Origin of the sequence: Paraburkholderia sp. Cpub6 (assembly GCF_014201065.1) — a bacterium.
Lineage (GTDB): Bacteria > Pseudomonadota > Gammaproteobacteria > Burkholderiales > Burkholderiaceae > Paraburkholderia > Paraburkholderia tuberum.
Genome location: NZ_JACHDM010000013.1, coordinates 20,738 through 39,669, shown reverse-complemented (window position 1 = coordinate 39,669; position 18,932 = coordinate 20,738). Strand labels below are relative to the sequence as shown.

The window sequence follows — 18,932 nt, the reverse complement described above, 5'->3', positions numbered from 1 at the left end:
CACGGCCGCTCATGCACGGCAGCGTTGGGGTTCGCCCTGCTATTAGGCATGCCCAGCAGAAAATGCTGTCTGCGGGGTGAAAAACGCTGCGTCGACGCTCTTTAGGCTTTTTTTTGGCTGAACGGCACGCATACGGCTGTCGCTACTATCGAGGGGTGACTCTTACCTGATCGCCACGTGCGGGGAACCACCATCATGTCAAACTCATCGCTGATCGACGCCGACCGCAAGCACCTGATTCACCCGGTCATCAACTATCGCGCACACGAAGCGCGCGGCACCACCGTACTCGAATCCGGCCACGGCGCGTATCTGCGCGATATCGACGGCAACGAACTGCTCGACGCATTTGCGGGCCTGTGGTGCGTGAACGTGGGTTACGGCCAGCAGAGCATCGTCGAAGCGGCGACGCGCCAGATGACCAAGCTGCCCTACGCGACCACCTACTTCCACTTCTCGTCGGAACCCGCGATCGAACTCGCCGAAAAACTGGTGTTGCTTGCGCCCGCTTCGCTGCAGCACGTCTATTTCACGCTCGGCGGCTCCGATGCGATCGACTCCGCGATACGCTTCATCACGCATTACTTCAATGCAACGGGGCGCCCGGCGAAAAAGCAGATGATCGCGCTCGAACGCGGCTATCACGGATCGTCGTCGGTCGGCGCGGGGCTCACTGCGCTGCCCGCGTTCCACCGCAACTTCGACCTGCCGCTGCCGCACCAGCACCATCTGCCGTCGCCGTATGCGTACCGTCAGCCGCAAGGCAGTGACGCGCAAGCGCTGATCGCCGCATCCGTCGCCGCGCTCGAAGCGAAAGTCGCGTCACTCGGGGCGGAGAACGTCGCCGCGTTCTTCTGCGAGCCGATCCAGGGTTCGGGCGGCGTGATCGTGCCGCCGGTCGGCTGGTTAAAGGCGATGCGCGACGCGTGCCGCCGCCTCGACATCCTGTTCGTCGCCGACGAGGTCATCACGGGCTTCGGTCGTACCGGCCCGCTCTTCGCGTGCGAGGCCGAACAGGTCGAGCCGGATCTGATGACGGTGGCGAAGGGGCTGACCTCCGGTTATGCGCCGATGGGCGCGGTGCTGATGTCCGACGAAATCTACCAGGGCATTGCAGGCGATGCGCGCGATACCGCGGTCGTCGGTCACGGTCAGACCTACTCCGCACATCCGGTAAGCGCCGCCATCGGGCTCGAAGTACTGCGTCTCTATCAGGAGGGCGGTCTGCTCGCGAACGGCATCGCGCAGGCACCGCGCTTTGCCGCCGGGCTCGACGCGCTGCTCGCTCACCCGCTGGTGGGCGACTCGCGTCATCGCGGGCTGCTCGGCGCGCTGGAACTGGTCGCGGACAAGAACTCGCGGGCACGCTTCGATCCGTCGCTGAAGCTGCCGGACCGGATCACGGCCGCAGCCTACCGCAACCGCCTCGTGTTCCGCGCATTCGGCGACAGCATTCTCGGTTTCGCGCCCGCGCTGTGCTTCGGCGAGGCCGAGTTCGAACAACTGTTCGGCCGTCTGCGGCGCACGCTCGACGAGGTGCTCGAGCAGGCGGAGGTGCGTGCCGCATTGCGCGGCGCGAGCCGCGCGGCCGCCTGAGCGCGTGATAACATCGGCCTGCGCGTTGCTTGACCAAGGCGAAGCGCAACGAAGCGAAAAGCAGAACCTTCGACGGGCAGACCGATACATGACGACAAGCGGCGACACGAAGCTGGACCGGATCGACCTGCGTATTCTTTCGCAACTCCAGAAGAAAGGCCGTATCACGAACGTCGAGCTTGCGGACGCCGTGGGGCTCTCGCCGAGCCCCTGTCTGATTCGCGTGAAAAGGCTTGAAAAAGCCGGCTATATCGTCGGCTACGGCGCACATATCCAGCTGCAGAAACTCGGTGACGTGCAGATCGTGTTCACCGAGGTCACGCTCGCCGACCATCGTCGCGAAGACTTCGCCAAGTTCGAGGCGGCGATCCGCCCTGTGGACGAGATCATTGAATGCCATCTGGCGAGCGGCGGCTACGATTACCTGCTGAAGTTCGTCACGCGCAGCGTCAATCATTATCAGAGCGTGATCGAAGGGCTGCTGGAGCGCGACATCGGCATCGAGAAGTATTTCAGCTACGTCATCATCAAGACGCCATTCGTGAAATCCGAATACCCGCTGGAAACGCTCTTCTCGCAGCAGCATCAATGAAGCGGTGATGGTTTCGGCTGCGCGCGCCGGCCCGATCGGGTCGAATGCGTTCGAGGCCACCGGCGCGACGCCGGTGGCCTGTCGACTTGCAATCAACCATTCGCGCTCAGCCATTCCCCCGGCGTTCTGCCAAGCACACGTTTGAAGTGCCGGCATAGATGGCTTTGATCGAAGAAGCCCACCTCGGTCGCGACGATCGACGGCGGCAAGCCTCGTCGCAACAGGCACTGCGCATGCCGTACGCGCACCAGCCGCACATATTGCTGCGGCGACACGCCAATCTCCGCGCTGAAGCGCACCGCAAACCTCGAAATACTCAACTGCGCGACGGCAGCCAGTTCGGACAGGCTGATTGGCTCGGCGAAACAGGCATCGATGAAGTCGAGCGCACGCTGCACGGCGCGGCTCACGCGATTCGGCGCGCGCGTCGGATGACGGCTCGCGCCCGCAAGCTCAGGCGCGGATGATGATGAGGTTGGGCTCAGGCTCAGCATCGACGCTCCGCTCACGCAACGCGCGACGTGGGCGGCACTGTCGGTGCCGTCTCCCGACCGGTCGCGAAGCGGCGGATGTCGAACGGCTCGAGCGGCGTGCTGGTGGCGCCGGTGTCGATCAGTTCGGCCATCGTGTCGCCTACGCCCGGACCAAGCTGAAAACCGTGGCCGCAAAAACCGAACGCATAGAACAGTCCGCTGGTCGTCCCGCTTGCGCCCATGATCGGTTTGTCATCGGGCATATAGCCCTCCACGCCGCTCCACACCCGGATGATGCTCAGCTTGCGCAGCATCGGCGCGACCCGCTGCAGCTGTCTGAACTGCAGCAACGTGCTTGTGGGGAGAACCTTCGCGCGACGCTCGTCGAGATACGCTGGCGCACGCGCGCAGCCGCCGATCACGATATTGCCGCGCGCGACCTGGCGGAAATACACCACCTCTTCGATCTGCGGCGACGACACGCCGACCACCGGCTGGATCGCATACGGCACGGGTTCGGTAACGGCCATCTGTGGACCGTTGACGGCGATCGGCACCGCTTCGCCAAATTGCTCCGACAGCAGGTTGCCCCACGCACCCGCCGTGATCAGCAGCACGGGCGCATGAAACGTGCGGCCGTCGGCGCTCGTCGCGCGAAACTCGGCGCCCTCTTTTTCCACCGTCACGACATCGCAGTTTTCGACGATCCGCGCACCGAGCCGAGCAGCGGCGCGGGCGAACGCGGGCGCCGCGAGGCGCGGATTCGCGTGCCCGTCCATCTGCGAATAGGAGCCCGCCAGCACCTCCGCACCGAGAAACGGAAACCGCGCGCGCAGCGCGTCGCCGCGCAACAGGTCGAGCTTGAGACCGTAGTGCGCGGCCTCCTTCGCATAGGTTTCGAACTGGTCGGCCTGCTCTTCGCGATAACAGACGCGGACATGGCCCGACATCAGAAACTCGGCGTCGTGCTGGATCAATTCCGGCAGACGCCCCCAGATTTCGCGCGAGCGGTTCGCCAGCGGCAACTGCGGCAGAAAGCGCCCTTGACGGCGCACGTTACCGAAGTTGGTGCCGCTCGCCTGTTGCCCGACGAGCTGGCGCTCGAGCAGGATCACCGAGCGGCCCCGCTGCCTCAGAAAAAATGCGGCGGACGCACCCATGAACCCGCCGCCCACGATCAGAACATCGGCTTGTGCACGGTTCACTCGGTATCCTCCACGGTTGCGATGGCCAGCGGCTTGACCGGCGCCTGTCCACGAAGTCTGCCAACCTGCTCGAGCGGCACGTTCGCCGCCGCCGCGATCACCTCCGCGCCCGCATGGCCGCAGTAACGTCCCTGACAGCGCCCCATACCGACACGGCTAAAGGCCTTGGCACGGTTCGCTTCCTGCGCGCCTTCATCGCGCACCACGCGGCGCAGTTCGCCCGCGGTGATGCCTTCGCACCGGCAAACGATCGTATCGTCGGACAGACGCGCCGCCTGCGCGGCAGGCCACGCAAACGCCTCCACGAGACCGAGTCGGAAGCGATCCATTTTGCGCTGTTCGCGCGTCAACGCGTCGAGCGTGGTCGCCGCAACGGGCCGCCCGAGATCGCTCAGCGCAGCGTGGGCCGCGAGCTGTCCGGCGACCTCGGCGCCGTCCGCGCCGAGCACGCGCGCGCCATCGCCCGCGATATAGACGCCCTTTTCGCTACTGCGACCGAGTTCGTCGATTTGCGGCACCCATTGCCGCGTGATCGCGTCGAAACGGAACGCACAGCGCGCGAGATCGGCAAGCTGGGTTTCCGGCCGCAGGTGATAGCCGAGACCGACCGCGTCGCAATCGACCTGCGCGACGTTGCCGCGCGCATCGCGAAAGCGTACGCCAAGCACGCCGTCGTCCGGAGTGCCGAGAATTTCGAGCGGCTCGATGCCGTTTTCCACCCGCACGCCTGAGCGCTTCAACGCGGTCACGAGCGCGCGGCCCTTGCGCAATACGTCGACGCGCGCCAGCAATTTGGGCAGCGCGCGCAAGCGCGCACCGGTCTTCGACGTGTCGAGTACCGCCGCTACCCTGGCGCCCGCCTGCACGTACTGGTTCGCGACCAGATACAGCAATGGGCCGGTACCCATGAAAACGACCTGACGGCCAATCGCGCAGGCCTGCGACTTCAGCGCGATCTGCGCGGCACCGAGGCTGTAGGTACCGGCGAACTGCCAGCCTTTGACCGGCATCAACCGGTCGGTCGCACCGGGGCACAGGATCAGCGCGTCGTAGCGCAACACGCTCGCGTGTCCTTCATGCACGATATGCAGCTTGCCTTGCGCGACGTTCCACGCCAGCGTCTGCGGACGGTAATCGATCTGCGGGCGCAGTCGCTCGAAAGTTCGATGGAGGTTCTCCGCGCGCGCGGCTTCCGTGCCGTACAGCTTCGAATACGGCCGCGTGAAGCCATCGGGCTGACGCCGGTAGATCTGGCCGCCATCGCGCCTGCCTTCGTCGACGACGATCGGGCGGATGCCGGCCGCCAGCAGCGTTTGCGCGCAGCGCACCCCTGCAGGCCCGGCGCCGACGATTACGATGCGAGGTTCGGCCATTGCGCCTCCGGTTGCGTCGTGACGACGCGCATGCCTGCTTCGACCACCGTGGTGCAGGCGCGCAGCCGCTCGCCGTCGGCGGTCCATACCCAGCAGTCCTGACACGCGCCCATCAGGCAAAAGCCGGCGCGTTGTTCCGCGCCGAACTCGGACTGCCGCACATGCCGCACCGAGCACAGCATCGCGGTGAGCAGCGTGTCGCCGGCCAGCGCTTGGACCGGCTCGCCGTTGATCGTCAGTTCGACTTTGGCACGAACCGTCTCGCCTACGCGTACGAATCTGCCGTTCATGCCGCGGCTCCTGCCATACCGTCGGGCGCGACGTGAGCGTCGCTGCGATTGGTCAGCACGTGGCGCAGGAACTCGCGGGTGCGCGCCTCGCGCGGCGAGCCCAGCACCTGCTGCGCCGTGCCCTCCTCGATGATGAGTCCCGCGTGCAGAAAACACACCCGGTCTGCCACCTCGCGCGCAAAGCCCATTTCGTGGGTGACCACCAGCATCGTCATGCCTTCCCGTGCGAGGGTGCGCATCACGCCGAGCACTTCGCCGACCAGTTCTGGATCGAGCGCCGAGGTCGGCTCGTCGAACAGGATCGCCTTCGGCTTCATCGCGAGCGAGCGCGCAATCGCCACCCGTTGCTGCTGCCCGCCCGAAAGCTGATGAGGATAGGCGTGCAGCTTGTGGCCGAGCCCCACCTTGTCGAGCAGTTCAGACGCTTCGCGCTGCGCGTCCGCGCGCGCGAGGCGCTTGACGTGCACCGGCCCTTCCATCACGTTCTCGAGCGCCGTACGGTGGGGGAACAGGTTGAAGCGCTGAAACACCATGCCGACCTGGGTGCGCAACTGGTTGATGTTACGCGCGCGCTGTTCGACGCGCTCGCCGAGCAGACGAATTTCGCCTTCGTCGTATGACTCCAGCGCGTTAATGCAGCGCAGCAGGGTTGACTTTCCCGAGCCCGACGCACCGATCAGGCAGACCACTTCGCCCTGGCGGACGTTGAGCGAAATGCCCTTGAGAACGGGTACGGTGCCAAAACTCTTGTGCACATTCGTGATTTCGATCATCGCATCCTCACTTCGCACTTATCTCGCCCTGTGCCGACCGAAACGTCGTTCAAGCGTGCGGGTCATGCTCATCAGCGGCAAGCTCATCGCGAGATAGCCGAGCGCGACGAGCGTATATACCGTCAGATTCTGAAACGTCGACGACGCGATCAGTTGGCCTTCGCGCGTCATTTCGGCGACCGTGATGGTCGACGCGAGCGATGAATCCTTCAGCATCATCACGAGCGTGTTGCTGTACGGCGGCAGCGCGACCTTGATCGCCTGCGGCAGGATCACCCGTATCATCGTCTTCACGCGGCCCATGCCGATCGACTGCGCGGCTTCGTACTGGCCCGGATCGACTGCCTCGATGCCCGCCCGGAAAATTTCCGCGACGTAAGTCGAGTAACCGAAACCAAGCCCAATGATGCTGGCCTGCAGCGCCGACACCTGGATGTGGATTTCCGGCAGCACGAAGTAGATGTAGAACAGCAGCACGATCATCGGCAGGCCGCGCACGACGTTGATCATCGTGCTCACACCGCGTACGACGAGGGGATAGCGCGACATCTTCAGCAATGCCCAGGTCAGGCCGAGCACGGTGCTCAACACCAGACACCCCAGCGTGATGACGATGCTCATCACCGCGCCTTGCAGCAAAATCGGTACAAAGTCGGCTATATCTTGCCAGTGCATGTCGTGCCTTCCATTGCTCTTCGTATTCGTTCAGTCCGCCGCGCCGCTGCGCGACGGACCTGGCAGGACGAGTCCCGCGTCGCCGCGGGCACGGCTCTTTTCACGCGAAGCCAATCAGCTCACCAGGTGCCACTTTTTGAGGATCGCGTCGAGCGTGCCATCGGCCTTCATCTTCGTCAGCGCGTCGTTGATCTTCGCCATCAGCGCGCTATTGCCCTTCTTCACCGCGATCGCGATGTCGAACTTTTCCATCGGCACGTACGCGTCGTCGACCCGCGTCCCCGCCATCGCGCCCGCTGCCTCCTGGGCCTTCAGGATCGGATAGTCGTTGAAGCCCGCGACGATGCGGCCAAGCGCGACATCGCGCGTCATGTCGGCGGGGCTGTCATACATCTTCACTTCGGTGAAGATGCCGAGTTTCTTCAACTGATCGCCGTAGTCGGTACCGGTCGGCGCCCCGACCGTCATGCCCTTCAGGTCCTGCACCGAGTGATAGACCGCCTTGTTCGTGTCCTTCACGATGATGCCTTCGCCAAACGCCGTCACCGGCTGCGAGAAATCGACCACTTCGGCGCGCTTCGGCGTCGGCGTCATGCCGGCAACGATGATGTCGATCTTGCCCGATACCACCGACTGGATCAGCGCCGAGAACGGCACCGCGTCGTACGACACGTTAAAGTTTTCGCGCTTGCCGATCTCCTTGACGACATCCGGCATCATGCCTTCGATCTGCTGTGTCTTCACGTTCATAAACGTGGTCGGCGCGCTCGACGGCGGCGAGCCCGCGGTGAGCGTCGCCGTTTCGGCAGCGTGGGCGGCGCCGAACAGCATCGTCATCGCGAGGCCCGCGCCGGCGGCAAAGCGCTGCACAGTGTTGAAGCGGACGGCGGCTGCAGGCTGGAACATGAAACGCAACATGGGGATTTCCTCTGGGAATAGTGATTTTCAATCTACGCGCTGCCCGACCATCTAACGGTAGCGATCAGTCGATCCATTCAATGCAGTACATCCTGCAACCTGTAATACGCGCCGACGAGCGGCAGAAACCACGCGCGTCCAAAATGTCCTGGAATCGCGGGCCATTCGAGCGTTCGCCACGGATTGCGCGAGGCGGCGCCGAACATCACGTCGGCCATCAGACGGCCCATGTGCACGGACATCTGCACACCGTGGCCGCTGTAGCCCATTGAATAGAACAGTCCTTCATGCTGGCCTGCGCGCGGCAGCCGGTCGGCCGTCATGTCGACGAGGCCGCCCCAGCAATAATCGATGCGCACGTCGGCCAGTTGCGGGAAATAGCGCGCGAGCCCATCACGCAGAATCCGCCCGCTTTTCTCGTCCGAACGCGGATTCGACATCGCGAAGCGCGCGCGGCCGCCGAACAGCAGACGCTCGTCCGGCGTCGCACGAAAATAGTTGCCGATGTTTAGCGTCGTCACATACGAGCGGCGCGTCGGCAACACCGCATCGAGGCGCGCCTTGCCCAGCGGCTCGGTTGCGACGATGAAGCTGCCGACGGGCGCGATGCGGCGCCGGAACCATTGCAGCGGACCGACCTGCGACGCGCCGGTGGCAATCAGCACGCGCTCGGCGCGTACCGTCCCGAGCGGACACTGCACGTCGAACGCGTTGCCGCCGAGCGGCTTGAGGTTCGTCACCGGCGTGTTCTCGTAGATCTGCGCCCCACGCCGTGCCGCTGCCGTGCCCAGACCCACGCCGAATTTGCCCATGTGCATCTGCATGCCGTTGCGTTGCACGAGGCCGCCGAAAAAGCTGTCCGACCCGATCTCGTTGCGAATCTGCTCGGGCGGCACGAGTTCGACATCGGAATCGACTTCGCGCCGCAACACCTCGTACGACTTCGCGAGCGACGCGAAATGCTGCGGTTTCGCGGCGAGTTTGATCTTCCCGGAGTGGCGCAGATCGCAATCGATCTGCTCCTCCCCGATGATCGTTTTCACCGTTTCGACGGCGCCGGCATACGCACGGTAGAACTCCGACGCGCGTTCGCTGCCGATGCGCGCGGACAACGCGGCGTAGTCCTGCGCGACGCCCGTATTGCAATGGCCGCCGTTACGACCCGATGCCTGCGCCGCGAGTCGGCCCGCCTCGAACACGATCACCGACATGCCACGTTTGGCCAGCTCCAACGCAGCCGACAGCCCGGTGAAGCCGCCGCCGACCATCGCAACGTCCACCCGCTGCGGTAGCGGACCCTGGGCGCCGCCGGTAAAGCGTGGCGCAGTGTCGAGCCAGTAGGAGTCGAGCTTCATCGTGATGCGTTCCTGTCGGTTGGTTGCGCCGCTTTCAGCGGCGCGCGGGAAGCGATGTCGTGAGAAGGCCGGACGTGCGAATCAGAGGCCGAGCAGCGATGCCAGTTGCGGGATGCCCGACACTTCGTTGACGCCGTAATACGGGTTCAGCGGCTCGTGACTGCGGTTGACGAACGCCTTGTGTTCGATGCCCATGTCGTACGCGGTCATCAGGTCATAGCGGAAGCTCGACGACACATGCAGCACGTCTTCCGGATTGCAGTCCAGTTGCGAGAACATGTACTCGAAGGCTTTCTGCAGCGGCTTGTACGCCTGTGCCTGCTGGGCGGTGTAGACCTTGTGGAACGGCGCGCCGAGCTTGTCGACGTTGCTGTGGATCTGGTCGTCCGACGCATTCGACAGGATCACGAGCTTGTACTTCGAGGCCAGTCGCGACAGCCCTTCCGGCACGTCCGCGTGCGGGCCCCAGCTCGGCACGGCCTCGTAGATCTTCAGTGCGGTCGCTTCGTCGAACGGCACGCCGGTGCGTTCGCAGGTGCGGCGCACCGAGTTCACGACCACGTCGCGATAGGGCTTCCATGCGCCCAGCACTTCGTCGAGGCGGTAGCCACGGAAGAACTCGACAAACTCATCCATCTTCGCCTTGTCCAGCTTGTCGCCGTAAAGCTCGCGCGCGGTCTGGCCCATCTGGAAGTTGGTCAGCGTGCCATAGCAGTCGAAAGTGATGTACTTCGGCTCGAAATCGATCATGGTCAACATCCTGTCGTCGTGGCGAACCTGGTTGCAGGCTCGGGGTTCAGTTTCGGGTTGAATCAGTGCGGTTGATGCTTGCGTATATCAGGTGTAAAGCCGTGCTTCACAGCGTTTCGAAATCGATCAGCACGCTCTTGTGCCGCATGCTCGCCACCATCGCTTCGCGGCCGAGATCCTTGCCGATACCGGACTGGCCGAAGCCGCCCGTCGGAATGATCATGTCGCCGCTGCGGCCGTAACGGTTGATCCAGATGGTGCCCGCGGCGATACGGCGCATCGCCCGCAGCGCCTGACCGATGTCGCTGCTATGGACCCCCGCCGCGAGACCGTAGATCGAATGCGCGGCGAGCGCGATGCCCTCTTCCTCGTCGGCGAATGTTTGTACCGTCAGCACCGGGCCGAATAGTTCCTCGCGCACGGCGGGCGTCTCTGAAGTCACATTGGCGAGCAGCGTCGGGCGGTGGAAATAGCCTTCGGCGGTGCCTTCGAAAAAGCCGCCGCCGAAGATCACTTCCGCGCCGCTCTCGCGGCTCTGCCCGATCAGCGCTTCGATGCGTCGCGCCTGGGCGGCATTGATGATCGGCGAATAAGCGGTGCGGCTGTCCCACAGCGGGCCGGCCTCGATCGGCTGCAGTTGCCGTTGAATGGCGGCGATCAGCGGCTCGGCAATGCGCTCGTGCACGATCAGCCGCGTGCCGGCCACGCAGGCCTGGCCGCCGTTGGCCGTAAAGCCGCGGGCGACACAGCGCGCCGTATGCTCAAGGTCCCGCACATGCTCGAACACCAGTTGCGGGCTCTTGCCGCCGAGTTCCAGCGTGACGGGCTTGGTGCCGTGCATCGCGGCGTCGCTCATGATCGCGGCGCCCGTGCGGGTCGAACCGGTGAAGCTCATCTTCGAGATGCCTGGGTGACGCGTCAGCGCGGCGCCCGCCGTCGCTCCACGGCCATTCACCACGTTAAAGATGCCCGGAGGAATGCCGGCTTCGATGGCGAGTTCCGCGAGACGCAGCGTCGAGAACGGCGTCATTTCCGACGGTTTCATCACGACCGCGTTGCCCGCCGCGAGCGCGGGACCGCACTTCCATGAACACATCGACAGCGGAAAATTCCACGGTGTAATCGCACCGATCACACCGTACGGCTCCGATGCAACAAAACCGAGACTGTCGCGGCGCGTGGCCGCGATATCGCCACCGAGCTTGTCGGCCAGTTCCGCGAAGAAGCGGATCGCCTCCGCGGTGAACGGCACATCTGATGTGTAGCTTTCCGTCACCGGACGCGTCGAGCTGACTGTTTCGAGTTGGGCGAGGCTCACCGCATCGCGATCGATCAGATCGGCCCAGCGGCTCAGCACCTTCGCGCGCTCGCGCGGAGAGCGGGTGCCCCAGCCGCTCGTCTTCCATGCCGCTAGCGCATTGCTGACTGCGTGATCGACGGTGGCGTCCGACGCGTCCGGCACATGGCCAAGCAGCGCGCCATCCGATGGCCGGTGAACAGCGATCTGCGCTTCGCCCGCCGAATAGTACGCACCGCCAATGAAATGCCCCTGCGGCAACAGCACGGCTGAAGGATCGAAATCGAGTGACGGAGTGGACATGTCCGGCCTGATCAGTAGGTTCAAGTGTGTGGTGCCGCGTGCGCTTACGCATTGATGACTGCTGGCACCACTCGGCACTGCTGTTCGCCATCGCGACCGCCGAATGAACGAACATCGGATGAAGTTCATTTTAATGAACACCAAATGAAATACTAGTGGTCAAAAATAAACTGTGTGAAAAGTTCATTGTGCGCTGCGATACATTGCCTGCCTCGGAGAGCACACCGCCGCACTGGTGGGCACGGGCCGCAAGCCCGCACGGCTGCGGCGCGCACGAGCGAGGCGACGCGACACGCCCGTTCCGTCGTGCGATGCAAAACCGAAAAGCGAATGAGAGAAGGAAAGGCGTTGACGTCAGCCGCCGTCCGTGCGAACCGGACGCGATGCGTCAGAGCGAGCGAGGAAAAGAGAGGGGAAAACAGCGCCGCTTGCCACACGACATGCGGCTCCGGTACAACAAACAGATCAAAGATGAATGACGGGCGGCTGCGTGTTCATGATCCACAGCAAACGAGCAGTCTTCCTGCCTTCGTTACGCACGCTATGCGGCACCGTGCTCTTGAACTGGAAGCTGTCTCCCGCGCGCAGTTCGGAGCGCCGGTCGCCGACATTCAGCACGACCGTGCCTTCCAGCACCAGGCCCGCCTTCTCGCCGATGCCCACCAGCACCTCTTCGGAACCGGAGCCGGCCGGCAGCATGATGATCATCATCTGCAAATCGTGATCGCCATGCGGCGACAGCAATTCTTTCTGCATGCCGTTCTTGCCGACTTCGAACAGCGGCCGCTCGGCCGCCTTGCGCACGAAATCGCCGGTGATCGGGTCCGAGACCGCGTCGTCTTCTTCGAGCAGCGCGGTCAGCGGAACCTCCAACGCCAGGCGCAGGCGCTCGAGAATACGCACCGACGGATTGGCCTTGTTGCGCTCGACCTGACTGACGGTGCCGACCGACACGCCCGCGCGCATCGCCAGTTCGTTGATCGACAGACCCTGCGCGACGCGCAGCGCGCGCAGACGAGCGCCGACGTCGCCGTGACCCGGGTCGGCCGTGCGCTTCTTGCTGAGCTCGGTTCGCTGCATGTGTTTCCCGTTGATGACGCTGCGGCCGGCTGCCTATGTGCCGCCGGTGCGGTTGTTGTGCTGGGCGCGCATGGTCGCATCCGATGAGGCGCCAGCCGCTTCGTTACAATGAACGTCCGTTCAATATTTCAGCATTATATTGAATATAGCACCCCCGGGGTGAACGCCAAAAATACCTGTGCAATTGCGTTGCGCGTCGCTGCCGCCGAGAAGCAGACCCGACCACACACCGGCCCGAATAACAAAAAGATCGTCCTATGAAGCAGGCACCGGGAATGCCACAGTTTAGGCTGATCATGCCGCCAGCAGGAGTTTGCAGTGTCCGAATCAACCGTGAAGAAATCACTGACCTATCGCCGCTTCACTTCCGATGACATCGCCGCCGCGCACGGCCTCTCGGTTGCGGTGCGCTGGCCGCACCGCGCCGATGACTGGCGCTTCATGTACGACGCCGGCACCGGCTTCGTCGCCGAAGACAATGGCGCCGTGATCGGCACCGCGCTCTGCTGGAAATTCGGCGCGGACCGCGGCACGCTCGGCCTCGTGATCGTCTCGCCGGACGAACAGGGCCGTGGCATCGGCCGCAGGCTGATGGAACTGGTGCTCGAAGAACTGGCCAACCGCGTGACCTTCCTGCACGCAACGGTCGCGGGCAAGCCGCTTTACGAAAAGCTCGGCTTCGTCAGCTGCGGCGGACTCACCCAGCATCAGGGCACGCTCGGCAGCGTGGCCGCTGTCGCGCCGCCGCCCGGCGAACAGTTGCGTGCCGCGAGGCCGGACGACACGCCGAAGCTGATCGAACTCGCGTCGCGCGCGAGCGGCTTCGACCGCAGCGCGACGATACCGGCGCTGCTCGGGTTCGCGCAAGCCGTGGTTCTCGAACGTGACGGCGAAGCGGTCGGTTTCTCGCTGTTCCGTCCGTTCGGACGCGGCTACTCGGTTGGACCGGTGGTCGCGCAGCATGGGTCCGACGATCTGCGTGCCCGCGCACTGATTTCGTACTGGCTCGCGCTGCACGCCGGCGACTTCGTGCGGATCGACGTGCCGGACGACGCCGGCATCAACGACTGGTTGACCCATGTCGGCATGCCGCGCGTCGACTCGGTCGAAAAGATGGTGCGCAACGCGCCCGCCGACTTGCGCGAGGTGGCCCCGGACCCGGGCTGGCGCGCGTTCGGCATCATCAATCAGGCGATGGCGTAACCGCCAATGACCGTCCTCTACAAAGCCGATCCGGTGCGTGGAGCGCTATGGGCCGAGCGCTTCGCGCAGCTGGCGCCCGACGTGCCGTTCCGGGTGTGGCCGGACATCGGCGATCCCACGGCCGTGCGCTATCTGGTCGCGTGGCAACCGGGAGACCTCGCGCTCACGCTGCCGAATCTCGAAGTGGTGTTTTCGGTCGGCGCGGGAGTCGATCAACTGGATCTGTCGCAGATTCCGGCGCATCTGCCGGTGGTGCGGATGCTCGAGCCGGGCATCGTCGAAGGCATGGTCGAATATGTCACCGAGGCGGTGCTGGCGATTCACCGCGATCTGTTCGATTACGGGTTGCAGCAGCGGGCGCGCGTCTGGCAGCCGATGCCGTTGCGCGCCGCCGCGTCGCGCCGGATCGGCGTGCTCGGCCTCGGCATGCTTGGTCGCGCGGTACTGGAGCGTTTGCGGCTGTTCGGCTTCGCCTGCGCGGGCTGGAGCCGCTCGAAGCATGCGCTCGAAGGGATCGACTGCTATGCGGGCGAGGCCGGGCTCGATGAGTTGCTTGCCCGTGCCGACATCCTGATCTGTTTGCTGCCGCTCACGGACGCGACGCGCGGCCTGCTCTGCCGGCGGGTATTCGACATGCTGCCGCGAGGCGCGTCGCTGGTTCACGTCGGCCGCGGACCGCAACTCGTCAGCGCCGATCTGCTCGACGCGCTGCAACGCGGGCAGATGCACAGCGCGGTGCTCGATGTCACCGACCCGGAGCCGTTGCCCGCCGACCATCCGCTGTGGGCGCAACCGCGCGTGCGCATCACGCCGCATATCGCGAGCGCGACGCGGCCCGAACCGGCCGTCGATGCGATACTGGAAAACCTGCGCCGCTATCGCAGCGGCGAGCGGATGAACGGCTTGATCGACCGGACGCGCGGCTACTGATACCCATGCGCGGCCCGGCCCCCGAACGCAACCCCATTTCGCCATCCGCGCGGCGTCAGCAGACGGCGCGCGATCACGGCGAGGAGAGAGACGTATGACCCGCAAATACCGCATTGCCGTGATTCCCGGCGACGGCATCGGCACCGAAGTGATGCCCGAAGGCCTGCGCGTGCTGGACGCCGCATGCAAACGCTTCGACATCGGCATCGACTACCGCCATATCGAATGGGCGTCGTGCGAGTACTACGCGCAACACGGCCAGATGATGCCCGACAACTGGAAGGCGCAACTGCTGGACTGCGATGCGATTCTGTTCGGCGCGGTCGGCTGGCCCGACAAGGTGCCCGACCATATTTCGCTGTGGGGCTCGCTCCTGAAGTTCCGCCGCGAATTCGACCAGTACGTGAACCTGCGCCCCGCGCGGCTGTTCGAAGGCGTGCCCTGCCCGCTCGCTAACCGCAAGCCGGGCGATATCGACTTCATGATCGTGCGCGAAAACACCGAAGGCGAGTATTCGTCGGTGGGCGGCACGATGTTCGAGGGCACCGAGCGCGAAGTCGTGATGCAGCAGTCGATCTTCACGCGCCACGGCACCGAGCGCGTGATGAAGTTCGCGTTCGACCTTGCACGGCGTCGAGCGAAAAGACTCACGGTTGCAACGAAGAGCAACGGTATCGCGATCAGCATGCCGTGGTGGGACGCCCGCGCCGATGAAATGGCCGCCCGCTATCCGGATGTGAAGATGGACCGTCAGCACATCGACATCCTGTGCGCGCGCTTCGTGCTGAACCCGGATCGCTTCGACGTGGTGGTCGCATCGAACCTGTTCGGCGACATCCTTTCCGATCTCGGGCCGGCGTGCACGGGGACGATCGGCATCGCGCCGTCGGGCAACCTGAATCCCGATCGGCGCTTTCCGTCGCTGTTCGAGCCGGTGCATGGCTCGGCGCCCGACATCGCCGGCAAGGGCATTGCGAATCCGGTCGCGATGATCTGGTCGGCCGCGATGATGCTCGACTTTCTCGGCCACGGCGCGGGTGTCGAGCGCGATGCGCACGACACCATCGTCGCCGCGATCACGCGGGTACTGAAGGAAGGCCCGCGCACGGGCGACCTGGGCGGCAGCGCATCGACCGCGGAGGTCGGCGCGGCGATCGCGGCTCGGGTCGCCAATCCGTCCTGATCACTCACAGAGCAGGCAGCACTGACTGCCCGGCGCGCGTCGGGCGCTCTGCCATCGCATGCCAACCGGCACGGAGACCTCATATGAGCACGAATCTCGAACAACAGGCCCGCGCGCTGATCCGCACGGAGAACTTCATCAACGGCGAGTGGGTCGCCGCCGCGAGCGGTCGGCGTTTCGCGGTCACCGATCCGGCGACCGGCAAGCCGATCGCGGAAGTTGCCGACAGCGGCCCCAGCGACGCACGAGCGGCCACGGACGCCGCCGCCAAAGCGCTGCCCGCGTGGCGCGCGAGGCTGGCCAGCGAACGCGCGGCGGTACTGCACCGCTGGCACGCGTTGATCGTCGCGAATCGCGACGCACTCGGTGCGTTGATCTCACTCGAACAAGGCAAGCCGCTCGCCGAAGGACGCGCCGAGGTGAACTATGGCGCGTCGTACGTCGCGTGGTTCGCCGACGAAGCCACCCGCATCTACGGCGACCTGATTCCGCAGCAGCAGCGCGGCAAACGGATGAGCGCGGTCAAGGAACCGATCGGGGTCGTCGCGGCCATCACGCCCTGGAATTTTCCGCTTGCGATGATCGCGCGCAAGATCGCACCCGCGCTCGCGGCGGGCTGCACGGTGGTCGCGAAACCCGCGGAAGACACGCCGCTCACCGCGATCGCACTGGCGATGCTGGCGCACGAGGCGGGCGTGCCGAACGGCGTGCTCAACCTGATCTCGGCTTCGCGTGCGGCGGCGGCCGAGACGGTCGGCGACTGGCTCGCCGACAGCCGTGTCCGCAAGATCACGTTCACCGGATCGACGCCCGTCGGCAAGCATCTCGCGCGCGAATCGGCGGGCACGCTGAAGAAGCTCTCGCTGGAGCTCGGCGGCAATGCGCCGTTCATCGTATTCGACGACGCCGACCTCGATGCCGCGGTCAATGGCCTGCTGGCCGCGAAATTCCGCAATGGCGGGCAGACCTGCGTGTGTCCGAACCGCGTCTTCGTGCAGCGCGGCGTATACGACCGTTTTTCCGCGCTGCTGTGCGCGAAAGTGGCCGAACTGCGGGTCGGACCCGCCAGCGACCCCGCCTCGCAGATCGGGCCCATGATCAATGAGCGCGCTGTGGACAAGATCGCTCGTCATGTCGAGGACGCGCTCGAGAACGGCGCGCTCGTGCTGACGGGCGGACGACGGCTCACCGAGCTGGGACCGCACTACTACGCGCCCACGGTGCTGGGTAACGCCACGTCGTCGATGGTGTTGTGCGGCGAGGAAACCTTCGGCCCGGTCGTGCCGCTGTTCCCATTCGACAGCGAGCAGGAAGCGGTGCAGGCCGCCAACGACACGCCGTTCGGGCTCGCCTCGTACTTCTACAGCGAGAACATGCGCCGCATCGAGCGTGTCTCGCGCGCCCTGGAAGCTGGCATCGTCGGTATCAACGAAGGCGCGCTCGCTTCAGAAGCGGCGCCGTTCGGCGGTGTGAAGGAATCCGGCTACGGTCGCGAAGGATCGAAGTATGGTCTCGATGACTATCTGTCGATCAAGTATCTGTGTCAGGGAGGTCTGGAGTAAACATGGAAGCCTATCCGATCGAAGTCGAATTTCCGGACCTCTCGGCGCACGCCGACGGCAATACCGGCATTGCATACGTGCACTCGTTCGACTCCGGCCAAGCCGGACCGCACGTGATGATCAATGCGCTCACGCATGGCAACGAAGTGTGTGGCGCGATCACCGTCGCCGCGTTGTTGCGCAGCGGCCTACGCCCGCGCCGCGGCAAGCTCACGCTGTCGTTCGCGAACGTCGCCGCGTATGCGCGGTTCGATCCCGCGACACCAGACAAAGCGCGTTTCGTCGATCAGGACTTCAACCGCGTCTGGACCGCCGCGAAGCTCGACGATCTGGCGACCCGCTCGTCGGAACTCGATCGTGCGCGCGCGATGCGGCCGGTGATCGACACAGTGGATCTGCTGCTCGACCTGCATTCGATGCATGAAAAAAGCGCGCCGCTAATCGTCGCGGGGCCGCTGCGCAAGGGAGCCGAACTGGCCGAGCGGCTCGGCACGCCCGCCACCGTCATTCAGGACGAAGGCCATCCCGAAGGCCGCCGGATGCGCGACTACGAGGGCTTCGGCGACGACACGAGTCCGAAGAATGCCCTGTTGATCGAATGCGGCCAGCACTGGGAAGCCAGCGCGGTGACGGTGGCGCGCGACTGCACCGCACGCTTTCTGTTGCTGTCGGGCATCGTCGACGCAGCCGACCTGCCGCCCGGCTGGATCGCGCCATTGCCCGACGAAATGCGCATCGTGCGCGTGACCGAACCGGTCGTCGCCAGGAGCATGGATTTCCGTTTCGCGGGTCCTTATACAGGCCTCGAGACGTTCGACAAGGCCGGCACCGTGATCGCATGGTCCGACGGTCAGCCAGTCTCGACTCCGTACGATGACTGCATGCTGGTGATGCCCTCGCTGCGCCAGTTGCGCGCCGGCGTCACCGTGGTCCGGCTAGGCCGGATCGACCGACGTATCGACCTCCGCTCACGACAACAGGAAACAGCACAATGAAAGTTCAGCAGATCAGGCAAGCCGCGGAAGTCTCCGCACTGGAGGATTGGGGAACCGCGGGCCTGCCCGGTACCGAACCGTCGCGCGTAGCGGGACGCCAGTACGTCATTCCCGGTCACGAAGCAATCGATACCGGCGTGTTCGAGTGCTCGCCCGGCACCTATCGGCGCTCCGTCAAGCAGGCGGAGGTAATGCATTTCATCAAGGGCAGCGGCACCTTCACGCCCGACGGAGAAGACACGGTCCGCTTCGCCGCCGGCGACACGCTATTTTTCCAAGCCAACACGGAAGGACTCTGGAACATCGATGAAACGCTGCGCAAGATCTATGTGATCTTCTGACAGCGTACGCACCCGGTATCCGGCTGCTCATGTCAATC

General features: G+C 64.7%; 19 protein-coding genes. 8 read left to right on the top strand and 11 right to left on the bottom strand.

All coding sequences use genetic code 11. The features are described from left to right. Positions 1–195 precede the first annotated feature (195 nt). Positions 196–1,596, top strand: a complete 1,401-nt coding sequence (locus HDG33_RS21435; protein WP_184033049.1) for an aspartate aminotransferase family protein — start codon at positions 196–198, stop codon at positions 1,594–1,596. 88 nt (positions 1,597–1,684) lie between these two features. Then, positions 1,685–2,188, top strand: coding sequence for an Lrp/AsnC family transcriptional regulator (locus HDG33_RS21430; RefSeq protein WP_090811115.1), 504 nt, complete (start codon positions 1,685–1,687; stop codon positions 2,186–2,188). A gap of 92 nt (positions 2,189–2,280) precedes the next feature. Here HDG33_RS21430 and HDG33_RS21425 read toward each other — a convergent pair whose 3' ends face one another. The 11 genes from HDG33_RS21425 to HDG33_RS21375 all read right to left on the bottom strand — a co-directional run bounded on the left by HDG33_RS21425 (position 2,281) and on the right by HDG33_RS21375 (position 12,680). After that, positions 2,281–2,682 carry a helix-turn-helix domain-containing protein gene (locus tag HDG33_RS21425; RefSeq protein WP_090811113.1) on the bottom strand — a complete coding sequence of 134 codons (402 nt, stop codon included), beginning with the start codon at positions 2,680–2,682 and terminating at the stop codon, positions 2,281–2,283. Between the two features lie 11 nt (positions 2,683–2,693). Then, on the bottom strand, positions 2,694–3,866 hold the full coding sequence (locus HDG33_RS21420; RefSeq protein ID WP_184033047.1) for an FAD-binding oxidoreductase: 1,173 nt from the start codon (positions 3,864–3,866) through the stop codon (positions 2,694–2,696). Next, positions 3,863–5,239 (bottom strand): NAD(P)/FAD-dependent oxidoreductase, encoded by a 1,377-nt coding sequence (locus HDG33_RS21415; protein ID WP_184033045.1) that lies wholly within the window; start codon positions 5,237–5,239, stop codon positions 3,863–3,865. Before HDG33_RS21415 ends, HDG33_RS21420 begins: the two co-directional genes overlap by 4 nt. Then, entirely contained in the window at positions 5,218–5,529 is a 312-nt protein-coding gene (locus tag HDG33_RS21410; protein WP_184033043.1) for a (2Fe-2S)-binding protein, read from the bottom strand. The genes HDG33_RS21415 and HDG33_RS21410 overlap by 22 nt, the downstream gene beginning before the upstream one ends. Further along, positions 5,526–6,302, bottom strand: coding sequence for an amino acid ABC transporter ATP-binding protein (locus HDG33_RS21405; protein WP_184005824.1), 777 nt, complete (start codon positions 6,300–6,302; stop codon positions 5,526–5,528). The genes HDG33_RS21410 and HDG33_RS21405 overlap by 4 nt, the downstream gene beginning before the upstream one ends. A gap of 18 nt (positions 6,303–6,320) precedes the next feature. After that, a complete protein-coding gene (locus tag HDG33_RS21400; RefSeq protein ID WP_018422365.1) occupies positions 6,321–6,977 on the bottom strand; it encodes an amino acid ABC transporter permease in 657 nt (218 codons plus the stop codon). Positions 6,978–7,091: 114 nt separating this feature from the next. Then, positions 7,092–7,895 (bottom strand): ABC transporter substrate-binding protein, encoded by an 804-nt coding sequence (locus tag HDG33_RS21395; RefSeq protein ID WP_184033041.1) that lies wholly within the window; start codon positions 7,893–7,895, stop codon positions 7,092–7,094. Between the two features lie 77 nt (positions 7,896–7,972). Then, positions 7,973–9,250 carry an FAD-binding oxidoreductase gene (locus tag HDG33_RS21390; RefSeq protein WP_184033039.1) on the bottom strand — a complete coding sequence of 426 codons (1,278 nt, stop codon included), beginning with the start codon at positions 9,248–9,250 and terminating at the stop codon, positions 7,973–7,975. A gap of 81 nt (positions 9,251–9,331) precedes the next feature. Further along, positions 9,332–10,000: a haloacid dehalogenase type II gene (locus HDG33_RS21385; RefSeq protein WP_184033037.1), complete on the bottom strand. Its 669-nt coding sequence runs from the start codon at positions 9,998–10,000 to the stop codon at positions 9,332–9,334. A gap of 106 nt (positions 10,001–10,106) precedes the next feature. Next, entirely contained in the window at positions 10,107–11,600 is a 1,494-nt protein-coding gene (locus HDG33_RS21380) for an aldehyde dehydrogenase (RefSeq protein ID WP_184033029.1), read from the bottom strand. Between the two features lie 465 nt (positions 11,601–12,065). After that, complete coding sequence (locus HDG33_RS21375) at positions 12,066–12,680, bottom strand: cupin domain-containing protein (protein WP_184033027.1); 615 nt, start codon at positions 12,678–12,680, stop codon at positions 12,066–12,068. A 318-nt stretch (positions 12,681–12,998) separates the two neighbouring features. Here HDG33_RS21375 and HDG33_RS21370 point away from each other — a divergent pair, with 318 nt between their 5' ends. The 6 genes from HDG33_RS21370 to HDG33_RS21345 all read left to right on the top strand — a co-directional run bounded on the left by HDG33_RS21370 (position 12,999) and on the right by HDG33_RS21345 (position 18,894). Next, positions 12,999–13,883, top strand: a complete 885-nt coding sequence (locus HDG33_RS21370) for a GNAT family N-acetyltransferase (protein ID WP_184033025.1) — start codon at positions 12,999–13,001, stop codon at positions 13,881–13,883. A gap of 6 nt (positions 13,884–13,889) precedes the next feature. Further along, entirely contained in the window at positions 13,890–14,813 is a 924-nt protein-coding gene (locus HDG33_RS21365) for a glyoxylate/hydroxypyruvate reductase A (protein ID WP_184033023.1), read from the top strand. Positions 14,814–14,907: 94 nt separating this feature from the next. Next, complete coding sequence (locus HDG33_RS21360) at positions 14,908–15,996, top strand: tartrate dehydrogenase (protein WP_184033021.1); 1,089 nt, start codon at positions 14,908–14,910, stop codon at positions 15,994–15,996. A gap of 83 nt (positions 15,997–16,079) precedes the next feature. Continuing rightward, complete coding sequence (locus HDG33_RS21355) at positions 16,080–17,558, top strand: NAD-dependent succinate-semialdehyde dehydrogenase (protein WP_184033019.1); 1,479 nt, start codon at positions 16,080–16,082, stop codon at positions 17,556–17,558. A gap of 2 nt (positions 17,559–17,560) precedes the next feature. Continuing rightward, entirely contained in the window at positions 17,561–18,553 is a 993-nt protein-coding gene (locus tag HDG33_RS21350; protein WP_184033017.1) for a M14 family metallopeptidase, read from the top strand. Beyond that, positions 18,550–18,894, top strand: coding sequence for a cupin domain-containing protein (locus HDG33_RS21345; RefSeq protein ID WP_184033015.1), 345 nt, complete (start codon positions 18,550–18,552; stop codon positions 18,892–18,894). Before HDG33_RS21350 ends, HDG33_RS21345 begins: the two co-directional genes overlap by 4 nt. Positions 18,895–18,932 lie beyond the last annotated feature (38 nt).